The following is a 24,576-nucleotide window of genomic DNA, read 5'->3' on the forward strand; positions in this document are numbered from 1 at the left end:
GAAGAAGGACGGCATGGCGCTAGCGGGTCACCGTCATCAGCCAGCCGAGCAGGGTGGTGGGGCTTTCGGCCACGACCACGTCGTCGTAGCGCGCATCGCCCGGGTAGTCGGGCGGGGCGACGCAGGTGCCGGTGCCGGCGGCGAAGGCGCGGTGGGCGCTGCCGTCGAAGCCGGCGGCGATGGTCGCGTCGTCGTCGCGACCGGTGACCGGCGCGACCAGCACGAACGCGGGGTTGAGCGGGGCCGCGCCGCTGGTTGCGCCGGTGCAGTCGGGGGTGCCGCCGGGCAGGTAGTGGGGCTGGCCGGTGGATGGCGCGGCCGTGGCGATGCGGGACAGCGCAGCGGTGAAGCCGCCGATCCCTTCCAGGTCGGGAAGATCGACCGCCTCCGGCAGCGGTGCGGCCAGGTCGGTGCCGCCGGCGCCACGGTAGACGCCGTAGCGCAGCCGCTGGGCGCGCACCGGCATGTCCAGCCCCAGGCTCTCGTAGGGCAGCCAACCGGTATTCAGGCCACCGCCGCAGACGCCCCCCCCGGCCTCGCGGCCGGCATCGCCCTGGGACGAGCTGTCCGGGCAGGGCAGGCGCTTGTTGCGCAGCGCGAACGTACGCAACGCCTGGCGGGCGGATTCGGCATGGGCGCGGGCGGCGTTGTGCTGGCGCGCCTGGCCGATGTTGTCGAATGCGGAAACCGCGGTCACGGCGAGCATGCCGAGCACGGCGACGACCACCGCCAGCTCGACCAGCGAGAAGCCGGCATCGGCGCCTGGCTTGATCGGTGATGGGGGAAACGACCGGCCACGCATGTCATTGCGCCCGTCCCGCTGCCGCGGCGGGCGGGGCAACCGTCACGTCGTAGCGCAGCTGGCCCTGCAGCTGCTGCAGTTCGTTGACGATCTCGGCATGGCGCTGGTGGCGCTGCGGGCTGTCCGGCAGCTGGGTGGATTCGGCCAGTTCGCGTGCCAGCAGCTGCGCGCGCTTGGCGACGACCAGGTTGTTGCGCAGGGCGTCTATCCGCATTTCCGGAGGCGCCTTGCCCGATTTTTCCAGCGCATCGAGCTGCAGCAGCAGGTCGTCCGCCATCCGGATGTTGTGCTGTGACTGCTGGCGGATATCGGCGATCGACTTGCCCACCTCGATCATGGCTGCCGGCGGCGGCGCCCCGCCGGCAACGGCTTGCGCCAGCGCCGTGCCGGTCGCCGCCGGCGCGGCGTCGTGCTGCATCCACGGCGGCGTTTCGGCAGCGGCGTGGGGAGCGGCCGCTGCCGGATCTTCGGCGGCGGCGGCGACGGCAGCAGCGGTGGAAAGTGTCTGGGGCGCAACGGCGCCGGCGTCGTCGTTGCCGACGCTGCGCACGGCCATGAGCACCAGGATGCCGACGGCGATGACGGCCGCGGCCCACAGCAGGGATCTGTATCCGGGCTTCATTGCACTGCTCCGGCGGCCGACTGGTACGGCGAAGGCACCGGGTGGACGACGCGCTCGCCATCCGGACTCTCGATGCGCACCCAGTCGGCACCGATGGCGCCCACGCGCGAGCCGTCGGTCAGCCGTGTGCCGGTGCGGACGTGGCGGCCATCGATGATGGCGCTGCGGCGGCCGTTGGCTTCCAGCACCACCGAGACGGAATGCGCCACCGGCTCGCCGGCGCTGCCGCCGACGTGGGCCGGAAGCGAGCCGGCACCGGCGGCAGCCGGCCGCGGGGAAAGCGCCAGCAGCGGCCGTCCGTCGTCGGAGAAACCGGTCTGGCGCAGCTGTGCGATCCGCTGCTGCATCTGCCGGTTGCGTTCGATGGCGGCGCGCAGTTCGACCATCGCCGCGGTTTCGTCGGCATCGATACCCAGGTGCAGCACCGCAGGCTTGACGATGACCATCGTCGCCAGCCAGCCGGTGACCGCCAACCAGACGGCCAGGGCGATGGCCGCGGTGAATTTCATCTTCATGGGCGGGCCTCCAACGGCTGCGCTGCCGGGCTCTTGAGCAGGTAGGAGAAGAACCCGCCGGCCGAACGGGTGTTGGCCCCGCCGGCCTGTGGATCGATCGGCTGCGGGTCGAACCCGGCCCGACGCAGGCGTTCGACGAAGGTCGGCACCTGCATCCCGGGCGTACCGCGGTAGGAATCGGCCACGCCATCGACGCGCAGGGTGTAACCGCCGTTCCCCGCCGGTTGCGGCTGTGGCGGCGGCATGCCCGGAACCGGGTTGGCGGGCGCTGGTTCCTCGAGGCGTACGCGCAGCACCCGCACCTGGCCGGCGGCGGCGTCGCGCACCAGCGCCAGGCTGGCGCTGGGATCGACGCCGGCCTGCAGCCGCGCGGCGCGTTCGATGAAGGCCTGCGTGGCGGCGAAGTTCTCGGGCATCGCCTCCCGCGTCCGCAGCGCGTCGATGCGCTGCTCGATCGCGGCGATCTCCTCGCCCAGTTGCGCCGAGCGGGCATTGGCTTCGCTGGCGCCCAGCGCCCAGCGCGTGCCCAGCGCACCCAGCGTGATCGCGAATACCAGCGAGGCCGCGCTGGCGATGGGCAGCGCCCATTCGGCGATCCAGGCGATGCGGCTGGCCAGCGGGTTGACCGCGATCGGGGCACCGGCCATCGACTGGATCCAGCCGATGCCGCTGCGGTACTCGTTGCCGTCCTCGTCCACGACCTGTCGCAGCGGGACGCTGGCGACCGGCAGGCCGCTGCGTGCGGAGAAGATCTCGCGCAGGACGTCGTCGGTCCATGGCTCGCCCTCGGCCGGGCGCGGAACCAGCACCGGGCACCACTGCATCGACAGCGGCTCCAGGTTGTCCTCGGCATTGCCCAGGTCCTCGGCGAACCGCTCGGCGAGCGCACCGGCGGTCATCGCCAGATCGCCGGGATCGTCGCTGTAGGCCAGTGCGGTGCGGTACACCATGTCGTGCTTGAGCATGGCCAGCACGCTGATCTGGCGGCCGGACTGCAGCACCATGCCGACGCCGGGCCTGAGCGACTTCCACAGCAGCGAGGTGAACGGGATCAGCAGGCAATGGTCCGGCTGCGCCTCGGCCCAGGCATAGGTCTGCTGCCACACGTCCAGCGGAACCGCGGTGAACAGGGTCTGGTAGCCGGCGCCGACGCTGCGCGTCTTGTGGATCAGGATCTTGCTTTCGCTGTCGATCAGGCCGTCCGAGCGCAGGCGTCTTTCGATCAGCGCCACGGCGTGCGCGGGGCTGCCTTCGAGCGAGATGACGTTGCTGACCGCGTTCTCGAAGTCGCTGACCACCATCGCCGCACGCGACAGCCGCGGTCGGCCGGGGCTGCGCGACACGGTCCGGCCGTCGAACACCAGCCACTGCCCCTGTTGCTGGATGACGTGGAGCAGGCTCATGGTGCGCTGGTTCCCTGGTAGGTGGCGGCATCGCCGGCGGTCTGGAACAGCAGGCTGCCGCGCAACGTCAGCGTCAGCGGCGCGGCCTTCCGGTCGACGCTGTCCGGCGGGTCGAACAGGCCTTCCTCGGGATGGGAGACGGACAGTTCGAACGCCTCGGCACCGAACATGCGGTCGTGGGCGCGCTGCACGGTGGCGAGCAGCGGCAGGGCATCCTCGCGGCTCATCTGGCTCTGCCGCAGGTTGATCAGGCGCTCGCCCCAGGCCTCCGGCGACAGCCCGTGGGAACGGGCTTCGGCCAGCAGCTGGCGCGCCCCCTCGGCATGATCCACGCGCAGCTTCGTCTCCTGCTCGCGCACCCGCATTTCCGACAGCGACTGGTTGCGGTCGCCCAGCCGCTGGTAGGCATCGGCCAGGGCAGAGCGCGCGTTGACGAACCAGATCGCCGCCACCACCAGCGTGGCCAGGGTGACGGCGAACAGCAGCAGCGAGGTGCGCCGCGATTGGCGCAGCCGCGCAAGCAGGACGGAGGGCATCATCGGCTTACTGGTTCATCTTGTAGTTGGCGACCACCGTCATCACTTGGTCGTCGTCGGTGGCGGTGCCGAAGGTCTGTCCGTCCGCGACGTTGGATGCCACCGAACCGGTGTTGTTGCCGCCCCATTCGTTGCCGATGCTGGCCGCCGTGGTTGCCCCGCCGGCGCCGGTGGCGGGACGGGTCTGGATGCCGTACTGGCGGAACGCGCCGTTGGCGGCATCGGCCTTGCCGTCGATCATCTGGTCCAGGGCGCGGGCCAGGTCGGGGGTGAGGCCGGTGATGATCATCGAGTTGCCCGACCCGTGCAGGCTGCCGGGCTTGTTCCAGCTGAAGCAGATGCGGATTTCCTGCGGATTGCCGTTGGTGTCCAGGTAGGCGTAGCGGTCTTCCTTGCCCTCGCCGCGACCGGGCGGCAGGGTGATGCCGGCGCGGCGCACCAAGTCGCGCAGGTCGAACGCGGCGTCGCCTTCCTTGGTGCGGTTGAGGCCGCTGGTGGTGGGCAGCGGGTCCGCACCGGAGCAGATCAGGCTGGGCTCCTGGGCATTGCTCATGTCGCCGCCGGAGAAGCCGGTGGTGTAGTGGGCACCATTCACCATCAGCTGCGGAGCGGACTGGTTGTCGCCGATGGGTGCGCCGTAACGCTGATGGAAACTGTTGTAGGCGACCACCCACTGGTCGACGAACTTCTGCTTGATGCGGGTGTATTCGGCGTTGCGCTGGACGTCGCGGCCGATCATCACCGCGCCCAGGATGACGCCGATGATGACCAGGACGACGGCCATTTCGACCAGCGTGAAGCCGCCTTGCCGGCGATTGGATGGTGCTCGCATGAGTGAAACCCCTGTGGATGAACGGGCGCGCGCCGGTCGCGGAGACCGGGCGGACGGATTGCATCGACATCAATACCCCGCCAACGTAAGAGGCCCGTAAGAGCGCGCTGGTGTTCTTCGCCCCGGCATCGGTATCGTTGGGGTTTCCTCCGGCCGCAGCCCATCGCCATGTCCCCGATCCGACGTACCTGCCTGCTTGCCTTGCCGTTGCTCGCGCTGTTCTGCGCCGCTGCCCCCGCCGCCGACCGCATCACCGGCCACGGCTTCGCCACCCGTTCGGAGGTGATCGCGCCGCACGCGATGGCCGCCACCTCGCACCCGTTGGCCACGCAGATCGCGTTGGATACGATGAAGTCCGGCGGTTCGGCCGTGGATGCGGCGATCGCCGCCAATGCCGCGCTCGGGCTGATGGAGCCGACCGGCAACGGCATCGGCGGCGACCTGTTCGCCATCGTCTGGGACCCGAAGACCAGCAAGCTCTACGGTTACAACGGTTCGGGGCGGTCGCCGAAATCGCTGACGCTGGCCGAGTTCCAGCGCCGCGGGCTGAAGGAGATCCCCGCCCATGGCCCGCTGCCGGTGTCGGTGCCCGGCGCGGTCGACGGCTGGTTCGCATTGCACGAGCGCTTCGGCCGCAAGCCGATGGCCGAGAACCTGGCGCCGACCATCCGCTACGCGCGCGAAGGCCATCCCGTGCACGAAGTGATCGCCTACTACTGGGACCGCTCGGTGCCGCGGCTGTCGCCGTACCCGGGCTTCAAGGAACAGTTCACCATCGACGGGCGCGCGCCGCGCAAGGGCGAGCTGTGGAAGAACCCGAACCTGGCCGACACCCTGCAGAAGATCGCCGACGGCGGCCGCGACGCCTTCTACAAGGGCGAGATCGCCCGCACCATCGGCGACTATTTCAAGGCCAACGGCGGCTTCCTGGGCTACGAGGACATGGCCGCCCACGAAGGCGAGTGGGTCGAGCCGGTGAGCAGCAACTACCGCGGCTACGACGTGTGGGAGCTTCCGCCCAACAGCCAGGGCATCGCCGCGCTGCAGATCCTCAACGTGCTCGAAGGCTACGACTTCTCGAAGATCCCGTTCGGCTCGCCCGAGCACGTGCACCTGTTCGTCGAGGCCAAGAAGCTGGCCTTCGCCGATCGCGCGCGTTTCTACGCCGACCCGGCGTTCCAGCCGGCGCCGGTGGCGAAGCTGGTGTCGAAGGAATACGCCGCCGAGCGGCGCGCGCTGATCTCGATGGACAAGGCCTTGAAGGAAGTGCAGCCGGGCACGCCCAGGCAGCTGGAGGAGGGCGACACCATCTACCTGACGGTGGCCGACGCCGACGGCATGATGGTGTCGCTGATCCAGTCCAACTACCGCGGCATGGGCAGCGGCATGGCGCCGCCGGGACTGGGCTTCATCCTGCAGGACCGCGGCGAGATGTTCGTGCTGCAGAAGGGCCATCCCAACGGCTACGCGCCGGGCAAGCGGCCGTTCCAGACCATCATCCCGGCCTTCGTCAGCAAGGACGGACAGCCGTGGATCAGCTTCGGCGTGATGGGCGGGGCGATGCAGCCGCAGGGCCATGCGCAGATCGTGATGAACCTGATCGATTTCGGCATGAACCTGCAGGAGGCCGGCGATGCGCCGCGCATCCAGCACGAGGGCTCGACCGAGCCGACCGGGCAGGCCACCGCCATGCGCGACGGCGGCGAGGTGAATCTGGAAACCGGCTTCCCGTACGAGACGGTGCGCGCGCTGATGCGCAAGGGCCACCGCGTGGTGTTCGCCGACGGCCCGTACGGCGGCTACCAGGCGATCATGCGCGACCCGCAGACCGGCGTGTACTACGGCGCCTCGGAAAGCCGCAAGGACGGGCAGGCCGCCGGCTACTGAGCCGGCCACCCGCATCGCCCATCAGTCGCGGTCCAGTGCCCGTGCCGCTTCGGCGCGGGTCTGTTCCTGCGCCGCCGTCTCGCGTTCGATCCAGGCCTCGATCATGTGCCGCGCACGCTGCGCCTGGCGGCGCTGGCGGTTGTATTCCTGGTCCAGCACCCGGTACAGCGAGACCATCACCAGCGCCATCAGCAACGCGAACGGCAGCGCGGCGATGGTGATCATGCCCTGCAGCGCATCCAGCCCGCCGGCCAGCAGCAGCGCCGCGGCGATCAGCGCGATCGCCATGCCCCAGACCAGCTTGCGCGCCAGCGGCGGATCGCCGGCCTCGTCGGTGGACATGCTGGCCAACACCAGCACCGCCGAGTCGGCCGAGGTGACGAAGAAGATCATCAGCAGCAACAGCGCGATGCCGGACAGCAGCAGCGGCGCCGGCAGGCTGTCGAACAGGGTGAACAGCACGGTTTCGTAGCCGTTGCCCAGCGCCTGCACCAGATCGACGTGACCGAACAGCTGCGACCACAGTGCGGTGCCGCCGAACACCGAGAACCAGAAGAAGCCCAGCAGGGTCGGCGCCAGCACCACGCCGACGACGAACTCGCGCACGCTGCGGCCGCGCGAGATGCGGGCGATGAACGCGCCGACGAACGGCGCCCAGGCGATCCACCACGCCCAGTAGAAGATGGTCCAGTCGGCGACCCAGGTGCTGCCGGAGAACGGCGACATGCGCAGGCTCATCGTCACCAGCTGGTTGAGGTAGGAGCCGAGCGTGGTGGTGAAGGTATCGAAGATGAAGCCGGTGGGGCCGAGCACCAGCACCGCCGCCAGCAGCAGCGCGGCCAGTGCCAGGTTGAAGTTGGACAGCCACTTGATGCCGCGGTGCACGCCGCTGGTGGTCGAGGCCATGTACAGCACGAAGGCGATGGCGATGATGGTCATCTGCACCGGCACGCTGGCGGTGATGCCGAACACGCGCTGCAGGCCGGCGGCGATCTGGGTCGTGCCGAAGCCCAGCGTGGTGGCCACGCCGATGGCGGTGGCCACCACCGCGGCGATGTTGACCGCCTGGCCGATGACGCCGCGATGGTGGCGGCCGATCACCGGCTGCAGCATGTCGCTGACCAGGCCGCGGCCGTTGCGGTTGAACTGGAACCAGGCCATCGCCAGGCCGATCAGCGCGTAGATCGCCCACGGGTGCAGGCCCCAGTGGAAGAACGCGTAGCGCATCGAGGCGCGGGCCGCCTCCATGCTCTGCGGCGCCAGCCCTTCCGGCGGCTTGACGTAGTGGGAGACCGGCTCGGCCGCGCCCCAGAACACCAGGCCGATGCCCATGCCGGCGGCGAACAGCATCGACATCCAGCTGGCGCGGGAGAAGTCCGGCTCGGCGTCCTCGCCGCCGATGCGCAGGCCGGCGAAGCGGCCGAAGGCCAGGTACAGCAGGAAGGCGAGGGCGAGGAAGACGACCAGCAGGTACATCCAGCCGGCGCCGCGGACGACCTCGGCCAGCACCGTCTGGATCACGTTGTTGAAGGGGCCGGGGGCGAAGCCGGCGATCAGCACCAGTACGGCGACCAGCGCGATGGAAACACGAAACACCATGGAGGAGCTTCTCCGATCAAGGGGGATGAGGGGAGCGAGCCTGGGCTTGCAAACGGCCGCCAGCGGCGCGAAGGCGATGGCTGGGGCAGCGATGCCGGTGCGACCGGCGGGGTAGGGCGGTCGGGACCGCACGAAGCTTGGGAATTTTACTGAACGGGGCGTCATGGTTCCGTTATGCGTGGCCCGCCGCGACGCATGGGCGAGCCCGCGCCTTTGTGGTCTAATGCCGCCCGAAGCGGGGGTACCGCGGTCGCATGGCCACGGTTGAGACAGACCCTTCGAACCTGATCCGGTTGATACCGGCGTAGGGAAGCTTCGCAGATTCAGCGGCATTCACCGGCAGCGCCGGGAAGCCGTGCATCGTGCGCCGCCGCTTCGTCCGCGTCGCGAGACACCTTCCGCCGTCCGGCCGTCCAACGCGCCGCCGTGCGTGGGGAGCCTCGCAAGCCGGGACACCCGCTTCGGGGATCCCATTGCAACCACAGGACGAATGCCATGAATGCCGTGCCTTCCACGCTGCAGCAACAGACCGAACAGCTTTCCGAATCCGTGACCCGGCCCATTCCCGGCTCGCGCAAGATCTTCGTCGAGGGTTCGCGGCCCGACCTGCGCGTGGCCATGCGCGAGATCGCGCAGTCGCGGACGCCGACCCTGTTCGGCGGCGAAGAGAATCCGCCGATCACCGTCTACGATCCGTCCGGCCCGTACACCGATCCGGACGCGCACATCGACCTGCGCGCCGGCCTGGCGCCGCTGCGCGCCGGCTGGATCGCCGAGCGCGGCGACACCGAACTGCTGCCGCAGCTCAGCTCCGAATTCGGCCGCGGCCGCCAGACCGATCCGCGGCTGGATGCGGTGCGCTTCCCGGCCCGCACGCTGCCGCGCGTGGCCAAGGCCGGCGCCAACGTCACCCAGATGCACTATGCGCGTCGCGGCATCGTCACCCCGGAGATGGAGTACGTGGCGATCCGCGAGAACCAGCGGCTGGACGCGGTGCGCGATGCCCTGCTGTCGAGCCAGCATCCGGGCGAGAACTTCGGCGCCAGCATCCAGAGGGTCATCACCCCGGAATTCGTGCGCGACGAGATCGCCCGTGGCCGCGCCATCCTGCCCAACAACATCAACCACCCCGAGAGCGAGCCGATGATCATCGGCCGCAACTTCCTGACCAAGATCAACGCCAACATCGGCAACAGCGCGGTGTCCTCTGGCATCGCCGAGGAAGTGGAAAAACTGGTGTGGGCGATCCGCTGGGGCGGCGACACGGTGATGGACCTGTCCACCGGCAAGCACATCCACGAGACGCGCGAGTGGATCGTCCGCAACTCGCCGGTGCCGATCGGCACCGTGCCGATCTACCAGGCGCTGGAGAAGGTCGACGGCCGCGCCGAGGAACTGACCTGGGAGATCTTCCGCGACACCCTGGTCGAGCAGGCCGAGCAGGGCGTGGACTACTTCACCATCCACGCCGGCGTGCTGCTGCGCTACGTGCCGCTGACCGCCAGGCGCGTCACCGGCATCGTCTCGCGCGGCGGCAGCATCCTCGCCAAATGGTGCCTGGCGCACCACAGGGAGAACTTCCTCTACACCCACTTCGAGGACATCTGCGAGATCATGAAGGCCTACGACGTGGCCTTCTCGCTCGGCGATGGCCTGCGCCCGGGTTGCATCGCCGACGCCAACGATGCCGCCCAGTTCGGCGAACTGGAAACCCTGGGTGAGCTGACGAAGGTCGCCTGGAAGCACGACGTGCAGACCATGATCGAAGGCCCCGGCCACGTGCCGATGCAGCTGATCAAGGAGAACATGGACAAGCAGCTGCGCGAGTGCGGCGAGGCGCCGTTCTACACGCTGGGGCCGCTGACCACCGACATCGCGCCGGGCTACGACCACATCACCAGCGCGATCGGCGCGGCGATGATCGGCTGGTACGGCACCGCGATGCTCTGCTACGTCACGCCGAAAGAACACCTGGGTCTGCCCAACCGCGAGGACGTGCGCGACGGCATCATGGCCTACAAGATCGCCGCGCATGCGGCCGACCTGGCCAAGGGCCACCCGGGCGCGCAGGTGCGCGACAACGCATTGAGCAAGGCGCGCTTCGAGTTCCGCTGGGAGGACCAGTTCCATCTCGGCCTGGACCCGGAGAAGGCCAAGGAATTCCACGACGAGACCCTGCCCAAGGATGCGCACAAGTTGGCCCACTTCTGTTCGATGTGCGGCCCGCATTTCTGCTCGATGAAGATCACCCAGGACGTGCGCGACTATGCCGCCGAGCACGGCGTGGACGAGACCGCGGCATTGGCGGCGGGCATGGCGGAAAAGTCCGAGCAGTTCCGGCGGCAGGGAGCCGAGGTCTACCGGCAGGAGTGAATCCCGCGGGCGGTCCGCTGGCCGGGGTGGGTGTTCTCCCGGCCTCTCCCCCGATCGCGACTGGTGGCCATAGGGCCACCAGTCGCGAGCTTTTCGGGCAGGTCCGGCAGACGTTCCTTCCGCGGATGGGCGATGGACTCCTTGTTCCCCCTGGTTTGACGCGGCGGCATGCAGGCGCGTGCTAGCGTGCTGCCGTCAACTGCCGCGGAGATCCGTCATGTCGCCTGCCAAGGTCGTTTTCCGGCTGTTCCTGCTGATCCTGGTCTGCCTGCCGGCAGCCTGCGCCACCGGGCCACGCATCAGTGCCGAAGCGGACCCGAGCGCCGACTTCCAGCGCTACCGCAGTTTCGCCTTCTATGACCCGTTGGCCATCGAACAGCACGGCTACAGCACCATCACCAGCAATCGCATCCGGGCGGCGGTGACGGCGCAGATGGAGGCGCGCGGCTACGTGTTCGACGAGGCCGATCCCGACCTGTGGGTCAACATCAATGCCTATCTGCAGGAGAAGACCAGCGTCACTTCCATGCCGGAAGTGGACTACGGCTACTACTACAGCTACCGGGCGCGTTCCTACGTCGCCGTGCCGTACTGGCGCGACCGCACCGACGTGCGGAAGTACACCGAAGGGACGCTCAACGTGGACCTGGTCGACGTGAGCAAAAGGCAGCTGGTATGGGAAGGCATCGCGGTGGGAACCGTGGGGCGCCTCGATCCGCAGCGCCGGGACCAGAAGATCGACGAGGCGGTGGCCGGCATCTTCTCCCGCTTCCCCTATCGTGCCGGCACCGGCGGTCCGTGAATGATGTCTGCCGGACAGCGCTGCTTTCCGGGCTATTGGTGAAGTCTGGGCGGAAGGTTGCGGCGACATGACGCCCGGGTAGCTGCCGACCGCAGCTGCCTGCAGCCGGGCCGGACGCCTGTTCCGGGTTTGCCGGTGTGTTCCAGGTTGTCCGTGGCGTAGGTGCTTTCATCACGCGCGGGGCATGGACTGCCGCGTGCGCGTTTCCCGGTGGGCATCGGGAGATCTCGAACCGGCATTCGCATAGGGCGCTTTATCCAAGCTTCAGCTTGCTGTCTGCGCACGTGCCGGAAGACGGGTTCCATCACGACTGCGGACGGGCGTGAAGCCCGGCTGGAGCGGCCTGCAGGTGCGATGTGCATGGCGGCGTCCGGTGCGTGGTGGAGCGCGATGACGCTGGCAAGTCGTCGAAAAGCTGAATGCCAGATAAAAAAATCGCGCCCGAAGGCGCGAATCTTGTCGCAGTTTATGTGAATTCGTCGGCGAGAGAGAGCCTGATGTCGTCCACGCGGGGGCGCAGTTAACAGGTCATAGGCTAGTATTCGCGCGCTTCGAATTTTTTGCCTTTTGCGCTGATGCCTTTTGCGGATTGTGGCGGCTCGTCCTCGGGGCGGGTCGTGGCGAAACGGCACCGGTTTTTTTTGCGCTCCAGCGTTCATGTTCCAGATGGAATGACCAGTATCGAAACAGAACAGCCGACATCCGACCGGGTACAGATCGGCGAATGCATGGTGGTGCTGTCGGCGCGCGAGGTCCATGTACCTGGCGCGCGGCGTCCGCGCCGACTCACGCCCAAGGCGCTGGGTGTGCTGATCGCGTTGATCCGCACGCCGGGGCGGGTGCTGACGCGCGATGAGCTGTTCGCCGAAGTGTGGCCGGATACGCTGCCCACCAACGATGTGCTGACACAGGCCGTCACCCAGCTGCGCAAGGCGTTCGCAACGGCGGACGGCGATGGCGGTACCGTCTATATCGAGACGATCGCCAAGACCGGTTATCGCCTGCTGGCGCCGGTGACTTGGCTGCGGGACGGCAGCGGAGGCGACGGCGAGGCTGCTGTCGAGGCCGGGAAAACACCCGATCCCATCATCGCGGAATCGACGGTTGTGGATATGCCTGCGCCGGAAGCATCAGCGGCGCGGATGTCGTCGATCCGGCGCAGGGTGCGCCGCTACGTGTTGATCGCCATCGGTGCGGTGCTGGTATGCAGCACGCTGGTGATGGCGCTGCTGCTGTTGCAGCGCGCACCACTCTCGGCCGCCGAGGCAGCCATCGACGAAGGTGTACGGGTGATCAGCAGTCCGGAGCGCCCCTACCGGCTGGTGACCGCCACCGCCGGTTTCGAGGTCTACCCGACGGTGTCGCCGGACGGTTCGCAGGTGGCCTATGCCGCCGAAGTACCGGGCCGCGAAGGCAGCGTTATCAAGTTCCAGACCACCGGCACCGCACCGGCACGCCGGTTGGCAACGCCGCCGGATGGTCATTCCGACCGGTTCCCGGCATGGTCGCCGGACGGACGCGAGATCGCGTTCGCCCGCTTCGGCCCGGAAGGAACATGCGAGGTGCTGATCGCCAGTGCCACCGGCGGTTCACTGCGGCGCGCCACACGCTGCGATGGCACCGACATGCTCAGCTTCGACTGGACCCCGGACGGGCACGGCCTGGTGTTCGGTTCGATGACCGGGGTCTACGCCAACCGCGGCATCCGCCGGCTGGACATCGCCACGGGGCGTTGGGAGCCGCTGCGCTACGCGGTGGGCGCCGACGATTTCGACTACGCGCCGCGCTATTCGCCCGATGGCCGCCGGATCGCGTTCGTGCGCAATCCGCAGCTGGGCGATCTGTGGTGGATGCCGGCCGAGGGCGGCGAGGCCGAAGCGCTGACCAACGACGCGGCGGAGATCCGTGGTTGGGCTTGGCAGCCGGACAGTCGCGGCATCGTCTTCGGCCGCCGTATCGACAGCGAATCGCGCTTGTATCGACTGGATGTCGAGACCAGGACGCTGCGCGACCTGGGGGTGGACGATGCACAGATGCCGGCGGTCTCGCGTTCGCACAATCTGCTGGCCTTCGTGCATCGGCGCCCGCAGTTCGGTCTGTACCGGATCGCGCTGGCGGATGCGTCGCAACCGCCGCAGGCGACCCGGTTGCTGGCGTCTTCCGGTCGCGACGGTCAACCAATGGTGGCCCCCGATGGACGGCAGCTGGTCTTTACTTCCGACCGTTCGGGCACCTTCTCGCTATGGTGGGTGGATCTGGAACAACCGGAGTCGGTGCGCCCGATCGAAGGAATACGGCCGGAGGCCCGGCAGGCGCCGGCCTGGTCGGCGGACAGCAGCCACTTGCTGGTGGTGGGGCGCGACGAGCATGGGGAGGCATCGATCCATGAGATCACGCCCGAAAGTGGCCAGGCCACGCGCCTGCCGGTGCCGTCGCGACAGCCGTTGCAGGTGCTGTATGGAGCCGACGACAACCACCTGCTGGTGATCGAGCGCGATGAAGACGAGCGTACGCGGCTGGTGCTGTTCGACCGCGGCGCGACACCGTGGCGCGAGCTGGCGGCGATCGAGGGGGTTTCGCAGGCGCGTTACGACGCCACCGGCGAGCGGGTACTGTTCACCCGGCTGTCCGGCGGCGGCCTGTGGGCGGCCGATCCCTCGCTGGCGGAGAACAGTGTCCGGTCGCTGGATCCGCAGGTGCCGTCGCGCTGGCGCTACCGGACCTGGACAGTGATGCCGGGGGGCGAGGTGGGCTATCTATCCACGCAGACGGACTGCGCCAGCGTATTCAGCCTTATCGGCAACGCGATGTCCGGGCGTTGCCTGGATGAGGATCGGCTCAGTTCCAGCAACGGTTTCAGCGCAGCGCCGGATGGCAGCGCCCTGTATGCCGCATTGGCGGTGGCCGATGGCACCGATATCGCGGTGATGGAGCTGCCGTCGGTCTCCCCGAAACAGCTGTTCGGCATCTCCAAGTTGTTGCCATTGCTGGAAAAAGACCCTTCGTGATTCCTTCGTTGCGGCCTCGGTGCGAATTCGTGGCTTTCTCGTGAAGACGTCCTGACCGCTGCTGCCCGATTTGGCAAAACCATCGGCCACTCATGGCAAAACGATGGTGTATGCAATGCGTCAGTTGTCCTGGGCCGATCGCGGCCAGTCGGTGTCTCTCGACAAGCCAGGCGAGGAAGGTCTGCTTCCTGCCTGCCTGGGCGTGGCGCGGCTGGGCAGCCTGCAAACGCCGGGAACCACGTTCACGGTGTGGATGCAGTTGCGCGGAAGCGCCTGGGTCGAGGCCAAGGAGGGCAAGTTCCGGCTGCGCCAGCGCGAATGGATCGCCTTCGAGAAGGAATCGAGGCCGCTGGTGCAGGCGGGTCGCGACGGCCTGTGCATCGGCCTGAGCCTGGATGCGCAGGCGCTGCGTGCGCTCGGCCAGCTGGCCGACTGCGGTCTGTATGCCGGCCACGGCCGCATGTCGCGTGGCGAAGCGCGGGTGGCGTTGCGGTTGTGGCGCGAAGCGTTGGACGACAGCCAGGCCATGCAGCGGCTGCGCCCGGTACTGCTGCACCTGGCCTCGCTGCAGCGCGAGCTGTCCGATGGCGTGCAGCGCTGCCCGGGGCGATCGCGCAGCCGCAAGCGCCAGGTATTCGGGCGCATGCAGCGTGCGCGCCTGTACCTGGAAGGCAACAGCCACCGCGTGGTGCGCATCGGCGAACTGGCGGAACTGACCAACTTCTCCAGCTGGTACCTGTCCAAGACCTTCCAGAGCCTGTACGAGGAAAGCCCGCAGTCGCTGTCGGCGCGGCTGCGGCTGGAGCGCGCCGCGCTGCTGCTGCGCGATACCGACATGATGATCGGCGAGGTCGCCGCCGCCAGCGGATTCGACAACTGCTGCAGCTTCGCGCGGGCGTTTCGCGCCCGTTTCGGTACTTCGGCCACGCGCTACCGCGAGTCGGCCGTGAACCTTCCGCCAGATTCGGCAAAGTCTCCGGGCGTGTCGCGCAAACCCATCGCTTCAGTGTGAACGTAACGTTCAGAGGCGTTTAACACGCCACTAACGTAACTGGAGAGATTGATGAAATTTCGTACTCCCGCAGTGCGGCTGGGCCTTCTGCCCGCCGGCATCGCGATCGCGTTGACGCCGGCATTTGCGTCGGCGCAGGAAGCAGGCGGCACCACCGATCTGGACCGTATCGAGGTCACCGGCTCGCGTATCCGCGGCGCCAACATGGAAACCCAGCAGCCGATCCTCACGCTGAGCCGTGAGAACCTGGAAAAGCAGGGCTTCACCAGCGTCGCCGACGTGTTGCAGAACCTGACCTCGGCCGGCTCGCCGGCGATCTCCCGTTCCGAAGCCCTGGCTTCGGGCGAGAACGTGGGTGGCTACTACATCGACATCCGCAATCTGGGCGCCACCCGCACCCTGGTGCTGATGAACGGTAAGCGTCTGGGCGCCACCACGGGCGGCTACCAGGACCTGAGCCAGATCCCGATGGCGGCGATCGAGCGCATCGAGATCCTGAAGGACGGCGCTTCGGCCATCTACGGTTCGGACGCCATTGCCGGTGTGGTCAACGTGATCACCCGCAAGCGCTTCGACGGTGCTGAAGCCAGCGTCTACGTCGGCCAGTACGGCGAAGGCGACGGCGACACCACGCAGTATTCGTTCACCCTGGGTGCCGAAGGCGAGCGTGGTGGCGTGACCCTGTCTGCCGAATACTCGAAGCAGGATCCGGTGTGGGCGAAGGACCGCTGGTACTCGAAGGATGGCGGCCTGGGCCCGAACAGCACCAGCGACAGCTGGAGCCCGGTCAGCCAGAACGGTTCGTGGTTCGGCCCTTGCGGTCCGGGCGGCGCCGATGCGTGGTGCACCCTGAACAAGGGTGGGGATCCGACCAATGTCGCCGATTACCACCCGATCACCACCGACGAGTACGCCAATTCCAACCAGCAGATGATGCTGCAGACCGGCATCGAGCGTAAGTCGGTCTATATCAACGGCAACTACGATGTCACCGATTCGGTGACCTTCAATGCCGACCTGCTGTACAACGAGCGCACCACCAACCAGCAGATCGCCGGTTATCCGTACCAGTCGGGTTCCTTCGAAACGCCGCTGTCGGCTGACAGTGCGTTCAACCCGATCGGTGAGGAAGTCGATTTCCGCCGTCGCCTGTGGGATGTGCCGCGCACCACCGAGAGCAAGCTGAAGACCTTGCGCTTCGCTCCCAGCCTGAGCGGCTACTTCGAGTTCGCCGGCAAGACCTTCGACTGGAACGTCGGCGCCCTCTGGAACCGCAACGAAGTCACCAAGACCAACCACGGCGACATGAGCCTGATCGCCGCGCGCCAGGCGCTCGGTCCGTCGTTCATCAACGCCGATGGCGTCGCTCAGTGCGGTACTGCAGCCGACCCGGTCGACCTGACCGCTTGCCGTCCGTGGAATCCGCTGCTGCCGTATGGCGTGGATGGCCCGGGGTCGCTGGCCGACCCGGATACCGCTGCGTTCCTGTTCCCGTACTACACCTCGACGGGTACCACCAAGACCACCAGCTTCAACGCCGACCTGTCGGGTTCGATCGTGACCCTGCCGGCGGGTGAGCTTGGCTTCGCCATTGGTGTGGAGCACCGCGAAGAAGAAGGCCGCTTCGTTCCGGATGCGTTCGCGCAATCGGGTGAGTACACCGGTCTGGCTTCGACCACCACCAACGGCAAGTACGACCTGGATGAGCTGTACCTGGAGTTGAACATCCCGGTGCTGGCCGATGTCGCTTTCGCCAAGGAACTGACCGTCAACATTGCCGGCCGTTACTCGGACTACAGCAACTTCGGTGACACCACCAACGGCAAGTTCGGCATTACCTGGCGTCCGGTGGAGGAGCTGCTGGTCCGCGGCACCTATGCCGAGGGCTTCCGCGCACCGTCGATCGACAACCTCTACGGCGGTATCGGCTCCTCGTTCGAGAAGTACGTGGATCCGTGCAGCGTGGGCGTCGCTGGCAGCGTCGCCGGCAATCCGGCCTGCACCGCCGCGGGCGTGCCTGCCGATTACCTGCAGCTGGGCCAGGGTCTGGAACCCTGCTCGGCGTGGCCGTGCCAGACGCCGGATCAGTTCATCTCCGGCTCGAACCCGAACTTGCTGCCGGAAACCTCCAAGAGCAAGACCGCCGGTCTGGTGTGGAGCCCGCGCTGGGTGGAAGGCCTGGACATCTCGCTTGACTGGTACAACTACCAGATCAAGAACATGATCATCTCCGACAGCGTCGACCGCATCCTGCGCGACTGCTACGTGCTGGGCAATTCCAGCCGTTGCGAAGGTATCGTGCGTGCCGCCGACGGCCATATCAGCCAGCTGTTCTACGGTCTGGCCAACCTGGGCCAGATGGAGACCGAAGGCTACGATCTGGGTATCAGGTACCGTCTGCCGGAACTGTCCATCGGCCAGTTCAGCATCGATTGGCAGACCAGCTATACCGCCAAGTACGATGAAGTGGGCGAGAACGCTGCCGGCGAGAGCATCATCATCGGCAACGTGGGTTCCCCGGGTATCTTCCGCGTCCGTTCGAACGTGGGCGTGAACTGGGAGCTGGGTGACTTCGGTGTGAACTACACCGCGCGTTACTACTCCGGCATGAAGGAAAGCTGCATCGATCTGGATCAGTTCTGGTGCGACAAACCGGATCACATCGCCAATGGCGAGACCGATCCGCTGCGCACGACCGGTTCGAACACCTTCCATGACCTGCAGGTCAACTGGAAGGCGCCGTGGGATGCCACCATTGCCATCGGTGCGAACAACGTGTTCAACCACCGTGCTTCGCTGCAGTACTCGGCACCGAACAGCGATTACGCCTACTACGGCGGTTTCGACATCGGTCGCTTCCTCTACATGAAGTACACCCAGCGCTTCTGATCATCGAAGCGTGAAGTGATGTAACCGGAAGGGCGGGCCGCAAGGCCCGCCCTTCTTGTTTGCGTGGTGCCTGGAAGAATGCGGTGGCGGGCGTCCCGTCGGCCAGGTCTGGAACGCAAACCATGTTTGCCGCCGCTCGCTGCAGTCTCGAACATATTTCGGCAGTCGCTCATCGACCGGGCCATCCATTGGCGATGGGCCTGGAATGTGCCGATCAAGCAGGAACTGCGGATGAGCGGAGCATCCGGGGGAATGGCCGAGGTGGCCGCGGCGACATCCGCAGCCGGCGACTGGCACTGCAACCGGGGGTGCCATCGGCAGGGAGGCATGGATCGCACGCACGACAAGGCGTACGCGCCCCCGTCTCGGACCGGCTGTCAGGCCCGAACCCGGGAAGGTGTAATCCTGTAGTTCCGACCAGGCGCGCCCTGGGCACGCCTACAGGAAACGGAAGCCGTCAGGCCTCGATGCTGAGGCCCATCAGCGCGTTGGCGTGCTCCCGCCAGCCTTCCAGCTTCGGCAGTGCACCCACCCTGGCCAGGTATTCCTCGTTCACCGGCGTGCCGCCGGCCAGCGCGGTGGCCACGTGCACGGCGCCGGTCACCCAGAAGCTGCGCAGGTTGGAGCGTTGCGGCTGCAGGTGGAAGCCGACCGCCTCGATGATCGGCATCGGCAGGCCCCACAGGCCCAGCAGGTAGGCGCCGGCCTCGGCATGTCCGGGGCGCTCGTCGCCCTCGAGCAGCGGCTCGCGCTCGTTGCGCACGCCGGGCAACAGCAGGCCGATATCGGCCAGCAACGCGGCGGTGGCGCCCAGTTCGGCGCTGGAGGCGGGCAGCATCTTGGCGGCCAGCCGCGAGGCGGTCAGCGCCCGCAGCTGCAATGCGTTGCGCTCGGCGTTGGACAGCGACTGGCCGGAAAACACTTCGCTGGCCAGCACCAGGTCGCGCAGGGTCGACAGCCCGAGCCGGGTCACCGCGCCGCGCAGGTCGGAAATGGAGCGTCCGCTGTTGAAGAAGGCCGAGTTGGACAGCTGCAGCACCTTGGCGGCGATGGCCGGGTCGCCGGCGATCAGCTTGGCGATGTCGGCGCTGTCGGCGCCCTCGTCCTCTTCCAGGGCGTGCTTCAGGCTCAGGTACAGGTGCGGCGGCGAGGGCAGCTTCTCGATCCGGCCGATGGCCGAACGCAGGCGCGGGCTGTCGAGCAGCTCGCGCAGTTCCTCGAGGCTGGTCAGCGCGTCCAGCAGCACTTCCGGGGTCAGCGGCAGCGGCAGGAAGCGATGCGCCACGCCGATGATGCGGGCCGGTGGCGGGCGATGGCTGGTATCGGCATCGATCAGCGCGATGCGGATCGTCTCCGGGCGCAGGGTACGGATCTGGCCGAGCAGGGTGGCCGCGGTCAGGTCGGGCAGCGCCGGTGCGGCGATGACCGCGTCGACCGGGCTCGAAGCGATCGTGGCGATGGCGCTGTTGCCGTCGCCGACGGTCTGGACCTGCCACTCGTCGCCCAGATCCCCGATGTAATCGACCAGCTCAGCCGGCAGGCTGGCCTCGTCCCCGACAAGCAGAATACGCAAGACACTTTCCCCGAGATCGTCCGGCCCCTGTTCCGGGCCGGAATGCAGGCTGCAATGTAGCCAATGCCCGTCATCGGGTCATCGGCATCACTCTTGAAACGTGACCGTCGTCTCCCCGAGGGCGGGCCGGTGGCCTGCCCCCGAAGCGCATCAGGCCTGGTTGGCGAGATAGGCGGCGGTGGCTTCGTTCAGGATGCGCTTGGCCTCCTCGGCGCCGCCCCAACCGTCGAGCTTGACCCACTTGCCCTTCTCCAGGTCCTTGTAGTGCTCGAAGAAGTGGCCGATGCGCTCCAGCCAGTGGCTGGACACCTGGCCGATGTCCTCGACATGGGCGTAGCCGTTGAAGATCTTGGCGACCGGCACGGCCAGGATCTTCTCGTCGCTGCCGGCCTCGTCGCTCATCTTCAGCACGCCCACCGGACGGCAGCGCACCACCGAGCCGGGTACCAGCGGCAGCGGCAGCACCACCAGCACGTCGGCCGGATCGCCGTCGCCGCACAGGGTGTTGGGCACGTAGCCGTAGTTGCAGGGGTAGCGCATCGGCGTGGAGAGGATGCGGTCGACGAAGATCGCTCCCGATTCCTTGTCCACCTCGTACTTCACCGGCTCCGAGTCCTTCGGGATCTCGATGATGACGTTGATTTCTTCCGGCGGGTTCTTGCCCGACGAAACGAGTTCCAGACCCATGCGCTAGCTCCGAATCTTGCAATTGGAAAAGTGCGCCATTCTACGCCGAGGAGTATTGCGGCGCACCAAAGCGGGGCCGGGGGCCAGGCCGGAAGGGCCGGCCGTGTTCAGCTTCGGCCGGCCCCGGGGGTCACAGCAGCGGTACCAGCAGCAGCGCGACGATGTTGATGATCTTGATCAGCGGGTTGATCGCCGGGCCGGCGGTGTCCTTGTACGGGTCGCCGACGGTGTCGCCGGTGACCGCGGCCTTGTGCGCCTCGCTGCCCTTGCCGCCGTGGTGGCCGTCCTCGATGTACTTCTTGGCGTTGTCCCAAGCGCCGCCGCCGGTGGTCATCGAGATCGCCACGAACAGGCCGGTGACGATGGTGCCGATCAGCAACCCGCCCAGCGCCTTCGGCCCCAGCAGCAGGCCGACCACGATCGGCACCGCCACCGGCAGCAGCGAGGGCACGATCATCTCGCGGATCGCCGAGCGGGTGAGCATGTCCACCGCGCGCGAGTAATCCGGCTTGCCGGTGCCCTGCATGATCCCGGGGATCTCGCGGAACTGCCGGCGCACCTCCTCCACCACCGCGCCGGCGGCGCGGCCCACCGCCTCCATCGCCATCGCGCCGAACAGGTAGGGGATCAGGCCGCCGATCAGCAGGCCGATGATCACGGTGTGGTCGGACAGGTCGAAGGCGAACGTCTCGCCGGGATTGGCCGCCTGCAGGTTGTGGGTGTAGTCGGCGAACAGCACCAGCGCCGCCAGCGCCGCCGAGCCGATGGCATAACCCTTGGTCACCGCCTTGGTGGTGTTGCCGACCGCATCCAGCGGATCGGTGATGTCGCGGATCTCCGGCGGCAGCTCGGCCATCTCGGCGATGCCGCCGGCGTTGTCGGTGATCGGGCCGTAGGCGTCCAGCGCGACGATCATGCCGGCCATCGACAGCATCGCGGTGGCGGCGATGGCGATGCCGTACAGCCCGCCGAAGTGGAATGCGCCCCAGATCGCCGCGCACACCGCGATGACCGGCAGCGCGGTGGATTTCATCGATACCCCCAGGCCGGCGATGATGTTGGTGCCGTGGCCGGTGGTGGACGCGGCGGCCACGTGCTGCACCGGCTTGTACTGGGTGCCGGTGTAGTACTCGGTGATCCATACGATCAGCCCGGTCAGCACCAGCCCGATCAGCGCGCAGACATAAAGGTTGGCGGCGCCATACGGCGAATCGGCCATCAGCCCGGTGGTGACCGGCCAGAAGGCGATGGCCGCCAGCACGCCGGAGACGATCACGCCCTTGTACAGCGCACCCATGATCGAGCCGCCCGCCTTCACCTTGACGAAGAATGCACCGACGATCGAGGCGATGATCGACACCCCGCCCAGCACCAGCGGGTACAGCACCGCGTTGCGGCCCACCTCGGCCACCATCAAGCCGCCCAGCAGCATGGTGGCGATCACGGTGACCGCGTAGGTCTCGAACAGGTCAGCAGCCATGCCGGCGCAGTCGCCGACGTTGTCGCCGACGTTGTCGGCGATCACCGCCGGGTTGCGCGGGTCGTCCTCGGGGATGCCGGCCTCGACCTTGCCGACCAGGTCGGCGCCCACGTCCGCACCCTTGGTGAAGATGCCGCCGCCCAGGCGCGCGAAGATCGAGATCAGCGAGCTGCCGAACGCCAGCCCGACCAGCGCATGCAGCGTATCGCCGCTGCTCAGGCCCAGCCGCAGCAGCAGCCAGTAGTAGCCGGCCACGCCCAGCAGGCCCAGCCCGACCACCAGCATGCCGGTGATCGCGCCGCCGCGGAACGCCACGTCCATCGCCGCGCCCAGGCCGTTGCGCGCCGCCTCGGCGGTGCGCACGTTGGCGCGCACCGATACGTTCATGCCGATGTAGCCGGCCGCGCCGGACAGTACCGCGCCGATCGCGAAGCCCACTGCGGTGTACCAGCTCAGGAACACCCCCACCAGCACGAACAGCACCGCGCCGGCGATGGCGATGGTCAGGTATTGGCGGTTGAGGTAGGCGCGTGCGCCTTCCTGGATGGCGGCGGCGATTTCCTGCATGCGTGCGTTGCCGGCAGGCTGCCGCAGGATCCAGCGTGCCGAAATGATGCCGTAGAGAATCGCGAGCGCGGCGCAGACCAGCGCCAGACCAAGACCGTAGTGTTCCAGCATGACCCCTCCCAAGGTTGATGGATGCCATCCAGCGAATGGATGAACGGGAGGACACGCCGGGCGGAGCGGAAGCACTGGAACAGACCCGGGGTCGCGTGGGCGGCCGTGGTACGTGTCGTGGTGTTCAACAATCCCTGGAGCGGCCCGAGTATGACCGGCGCATGCCCGCACCGCCACCGGCGCGTCTTGCCGTCCGGTTCAGGGCGGTGCTGGCAGCCTGCGTCGCACCTGCCTGCCGGAGTCCTGCAATGGCCCTTCGAACCATGCTTCCGCTGTTCCTCCTGCTGCCGCTGCCGGTTGCGCTGGCCGCGCCGCCCAGGGCCGAGATCGAGCGGCCGGCCGCCACGCCGCAGGCCGATGGCGCCGTCCACACGGTGCGGCAGATCCCCGAAGCCTGCACCCGCATCGAGGGCCGCTTCACCGGCGCGGCGGCAGCGCCCTACGACATGCAGCTGGTGCGCACCAGCCCGCAATGCCAGCCGCGCGCGGCGTTCCTGGACTACGCCAGGGTCGAGCCGTCCGCAGCCGCGGGCTGGAAACTCAACGAAGTGATCCGCATTCCTTCCGCCGCATGCAGTGGCCGGCAGGCGGTGGTCGAGGTATGGCGCAAGCCGGCCGGGCAGGCGGTGACGCTGGACGGGCAGGGCCAGAACCGGGTCTATCTGGAGGAAGCCAAGGCACAGGCGGCAGCGGGCAGGCTGGCGGCGCTGCCGGCGTTCGCCGCGCGGCTGAGGATGGAGGGCAAGGCCTGCCGTTGAAGCCGCTCGAAAAGCTCGCGACTGACGTCGCTCCTACAAGGAGTAGGAAGCCGTTGTAGGAGCGACGTCAGTCGCGACCGGTGGGGCGCCGGTTGCCATAATGATGCCGCAGGTCATGGGCGCTCCGGGACAATTCCTGGAAGCCGCCCACCACCAAAAGACAGAAGCAGTGACGGGGCTCCCAAGGGCGTGCATCTGGAAATCTCGATGCCGGTCGTTGCCGCCCGAAAAGCTCGCGACTGACGTCGCTCCTACAACGGCATCCTGGTCGTTGTAGGAGTCAGTTGCGACCGATGGGATGCCGGTTGCCATAGCGATGCCCCCAGGTCTTGGGCGCCCCGGAGCATTTCCTGGAAGCCATCCACCATCAAAGGCAGAAGCGGTGATGGGCCTTTCTGAGCCGCTCATCAGGCAACCGGCACCGGACTTCCGCACATCGAGGTGGTGCCTGCCGGAGGCATGATTGCGAGGTCACCGCCGCTGGTCAACATCGCCCCGTCAGCGCCGGTCCACGGTGACGAGCAGCGGCGATTCGAAGATGGCCGCGGGAGACACCACCGGCTCGTCCAGCGGCACCCGCTGGCCGTAGCGTTCGCGCAGCTTCGCCCGCACCGGCGCTGCATTGAGGTCGAAGCTGCCGAGCCGGGCCAGCGGCGCCAGTTCGATCCCCGCGGCCGACTTGTAGAGCTTCCAGACCAGTTCGGAGCAGTAGATGCGCTCGTCCGACCATTCGAACGTGAGGTCGTAGGGCTTGCCGACGTGGCGCGCCGCCTCCGCCTGGAGCGCGGCGGAAGCCTGCGTGGAGAGCGGGGAACGCAGGCGCTTCACGACGTAGTGCCCGTGCTTGCCGCGGTCGAGCCAGGCCTGCAGCGGCGTGTACTGGACCGGCTGCACGGCTTCGAGCACATAAGGGCTGCCGTTGCGGAACAGGACGATGCCCATGTGGCTGTAGCGCGAACGGGTAGCCGCCTGCACCGCCAGGCTCTGGCTGGACGTGGAGGTGTGGAAGACGATGTCCCCGGCTTGCGGCTCGTAGGCCGAAGCGAGCGGACTGAGCAGCAGCCCGAGGATCAGCGCGGTCATCGTTCTCAACGAAGACTCCTTGCGGCGCATCTGCGCT

The 24,576-nt window shown here is 67.7% G+C and carries 18 protein-coding genes and 1 riboswitch; of the genes, 7 read left to right on the forward strand and 11 right to left on the reverse strand.

What is annotated here, in order from left to right; genetic code table 11:
• Nucleotides 1–19 precede the first annotated feature (19 nt).
• Genes OK345_RS04675 through OK345_RS04700 form a run of 6 tightly spaced genes read right to left on the reverse strand, consistent with a single transcriptional unit; the run spans nt 20 to nt 4,710 of the window.
• Nucleotides 20–802 (reverse strand): prepilin-type N-terminal cleavage/methylation domain-containing protein, encoded by a 783-nt coding sequence (locus OK345_RS04675; RefSeq protein WP_265126764.1) that lies wholly within the window; start codon nt 800–802, stop codon nt 20–22.
• Between the two features lies 1 nt (nt 803).
• Complete coding sequence (locus OK345_RS04680) at nt 804–1,424, reverse strand: hypothetical protein (protein WP_265126765.1); 621 nt, start codon at nt 1,422–1,424, stop codon at nt 804–806.
• Complete coding sequence (locus OK345_RS04685) at nt 1,421–1,939, reverse strand: hypothetical protein (RefSeq protein WP_265126766.1); 519 nt, start codon at nt 1,937–1,939, stop codon at nt 1,421–1,423. The genes OK345_RS04680 and OK345_RS04685 overlap by 4 nt, the downstream gene beginning before the upstream one ends.
• Nucleotides 1,936–3,342, reverse strand: a complete 1,407-nt coding sequence (locus OK345_RS04690; RefSeq protein WP_265126767.1) for a hypothetical protein — start codon at nt 3,340–3,342, stop codon at nt 1,936–1,938. Before OK345_RS04690 ends, OK345_RS04685 begins: the two co-directional genes overlap by 4 nt.
• A complete protein-coding gene (locus OK345_RS04695; RefSeq protein WP_265126768.1) occupies nt 3,339–3,878 on the reverse strand; it encodes a hypothetical protein in 540 nt (179 codons plus the stop codon). The genes OK345_RS04690 and OK345_RS04695 overlap by 4 nt, the downstream gene beginning before the upstream one ends.
• Before the next feature lie 7 nt (nt 3,879–3,885).
• The gene (locus OK345_RS04700; protein ID WP_265126769.1) at nt 3,886–4,710 is read right to left on the reverse strand and encodes a type II secretion system protein; all 825 of its coding nucleotides are present in this window, start codon (nt 4,708–4,710) and stop codon (nt 3,886–3,888) included.
• A gap of 168 nt (nt 4,711–4,878) precedes the next feature.
• Here OK345_RS04700 and ggt point away from each other — a divergent pair, with 168 nt between their 5' ends.
• Nucleotides 4,879–6,597 carry a gamma-glutamyltransferase gene (gene ggt / locus OK345_RS04705; protein ID WP_265126770.1) on the forward strand — a complete coding sequence of 573 codons (1,719 nt, stop codon included), beginning with the start codon at nt 4,879–4,881 and terminating at the stop codon, nt 6,595–6,597.
• A 21-nt stretch (nt 6,598–6,618) separates the two neighbouring features.
• On the opposite strand, the gene OK345_RS04710 is transcribed toward ggt, so the two are convergent.
• On the reverse strand, nt 6,619–8,196 hold the full coding sequence (locus tag OK345_RS04710; RefSeq protein WP_265126771.1) for a BCCT family transporter: 1,578 nt from the start codon (nt 8,194–8,196) through the stop codon (nt 6,619–6,621).
• A 227-nt stretch (nt 8,197–8,423) separates the two neighbouring features.
• A riboswitch (TPP riboswitch) is annotated at nt 8,424–8,525 on the forward strand.
• A gap of 166 nt (nt 8,526–8,691) precedes the next feature.
• Between OK345_RS04710 and thiC the strand changes: the two genes are divergently transcribed.
• The 5 genes from thiC to OK345_RS04735 all read left to right on the forward strand — a co-directional run bounded on the left by thiC (nt 8,692) and on the right by OK345_RS04735 (nt 18,280).
• Nucleotides 8,692–10,569, forward strand: a complete 1,878-nt coding sequence (thiC, locus tag OK345_RS04715) for a phosphomethylpyrimidine synthase ThiC (protein WP_265126772.1) — start codon at nt 8,692–8,694, stop codon at nt 10,567–10,569.
• A 217-nt stretch (nt 10,570–10,786) separates the two neighbouring features.
• Nucleotides 10,787–11,371, forward strand: coding sequence for a DUF4136 domain-containing protein (locus tag OK345_RS04720; protein ID WP_265126773.1), 585 nt, complete (start codon nt 10,787–10,789; stop codon nt 11,369–11,371).
• Between the two features lie 671 nt (nt 11,372–12,042).
• Entirely contained in the window at nt 12,043–14,379 is a 2,337-nt protein-coding gene (locus tag OK345_RS04725) for a winged helix-turn-helix domain-containing protein (RefSeq protein ID WP_265126952.1), read from the forward strand.
• A 115-nt stretch (nt 14,380–14,494) separates the two neighbouring features.
• Nucleotides 14,495–15,391 (forward strand): AraC family transcriptional regulator, encoded by an 897-nt coding sequence (locus OK345_RS04730; protein ID WP_265126774.1) that lies wholly within the window; start codon nt 14,495–14,497, stop codon nt 15,389–15,391.
• Nucleotides 15,392–15,442: 51 nt separating this feature from the next.
• Complete coding sequence (locus OK345_RS04735; RefSeq protein ID WP_265126775.1) at nt 15,443–18,280, forward strand: TonB-dependent receptor; 2,838 nt, start codon at nt 15,443–15,445, stop codon at nt 18,278–18,280.
• A 457-nt stretch (nt 18,281–18,737) separates the two neighbouring features.
• On the opposite strand, the gene OK345_RS04740 is transcribed toward OK345_RS04735, so the two are convergent.
• From OK345_RS04740 to OK345_RS04750, 3 genes are all read right to left on the reverse strand, one after another.
• Nucleotides 18,738–19,853 (reverse strand): HDOD domain-containing protein, encoded by a 1,116-nt coding sequence (locus OK345_RS04740; protein ID WP_265126776.1) that lies wholly within the window; start codon nt 19,851–19,853, stop codon nt 18,738–18,740.
• A 150-nt stretch (nt 19,854–20,003) separates the two neighbouring features.
• Entirely contained in the window at nt 20,004–20,540 is a 537-nt protein-coding gene (gene ppa, locus OK345_RS04745; protein WP_265126777.1) for an inorganic diphosphatase, read from the reverse strand.
• A gap of 130 nt (nt 20,541–20,670) precedes the next feature.
• Nucleotides 20,671–22,698, reverse strand: a complete 2,028-nt coding sequence (locus OK345_RS04750; protein ID WP_265126778.1) for a sodium-translocating pyrophosphatase — start codon at nt 22,696–22,698, stop codon at nt 20,671–20,673.
• A 248-nt stretch (nt 22,699–22,946) separates the two neighbouring features.
• Here OK345_RS04750 and OK345_RS04755 point away from each other — a divergent pair, with 248 nt between their 5' ends.
• Nucleotides 22,947–23,456 carry a hypothetical protein gene (locus OK345_RS04755; protein WP_265126779.1) on the forward strand — a complete coding sequence of 170 codons (510 nt, stop codon included), beginning with the start codon at nt 22,947–22,949 and terminating at the stop codon, nt 23,454–23,456.
• 498 nt (nt 23,457–23,954) lie between these two features.
• Here OK345_RS04755 and OK345_RS04760 read toward each other — a convergent pair whose 3' ends face one another.
• Nucleotides 23,955–24,539 (reverse strand): YiiX family permuted papain-like enzyme, encoded by a 585-nt coding sequence (locus tag OK345_RS04760; protein ID WP_265126953.1) that lies wholly within the window; start codon nt 24,537–24,539, stop codon nt 23,955–23,957.
• Nucleotides 24,540–24,576: the final 37 nt, after the last annotated feature.

The organism is Xanthomonas chitinilytica (assembly GCF_026107455.2).
In the GTDB taxonomy this organism is placed as follows: Bacteria; Pseudomonadota; Gammaproteobacteria; order Xanthomonadales; family Xanthomonadaceae; genus Stenotrophomonas; species Stenotrophomonas chitinilytica.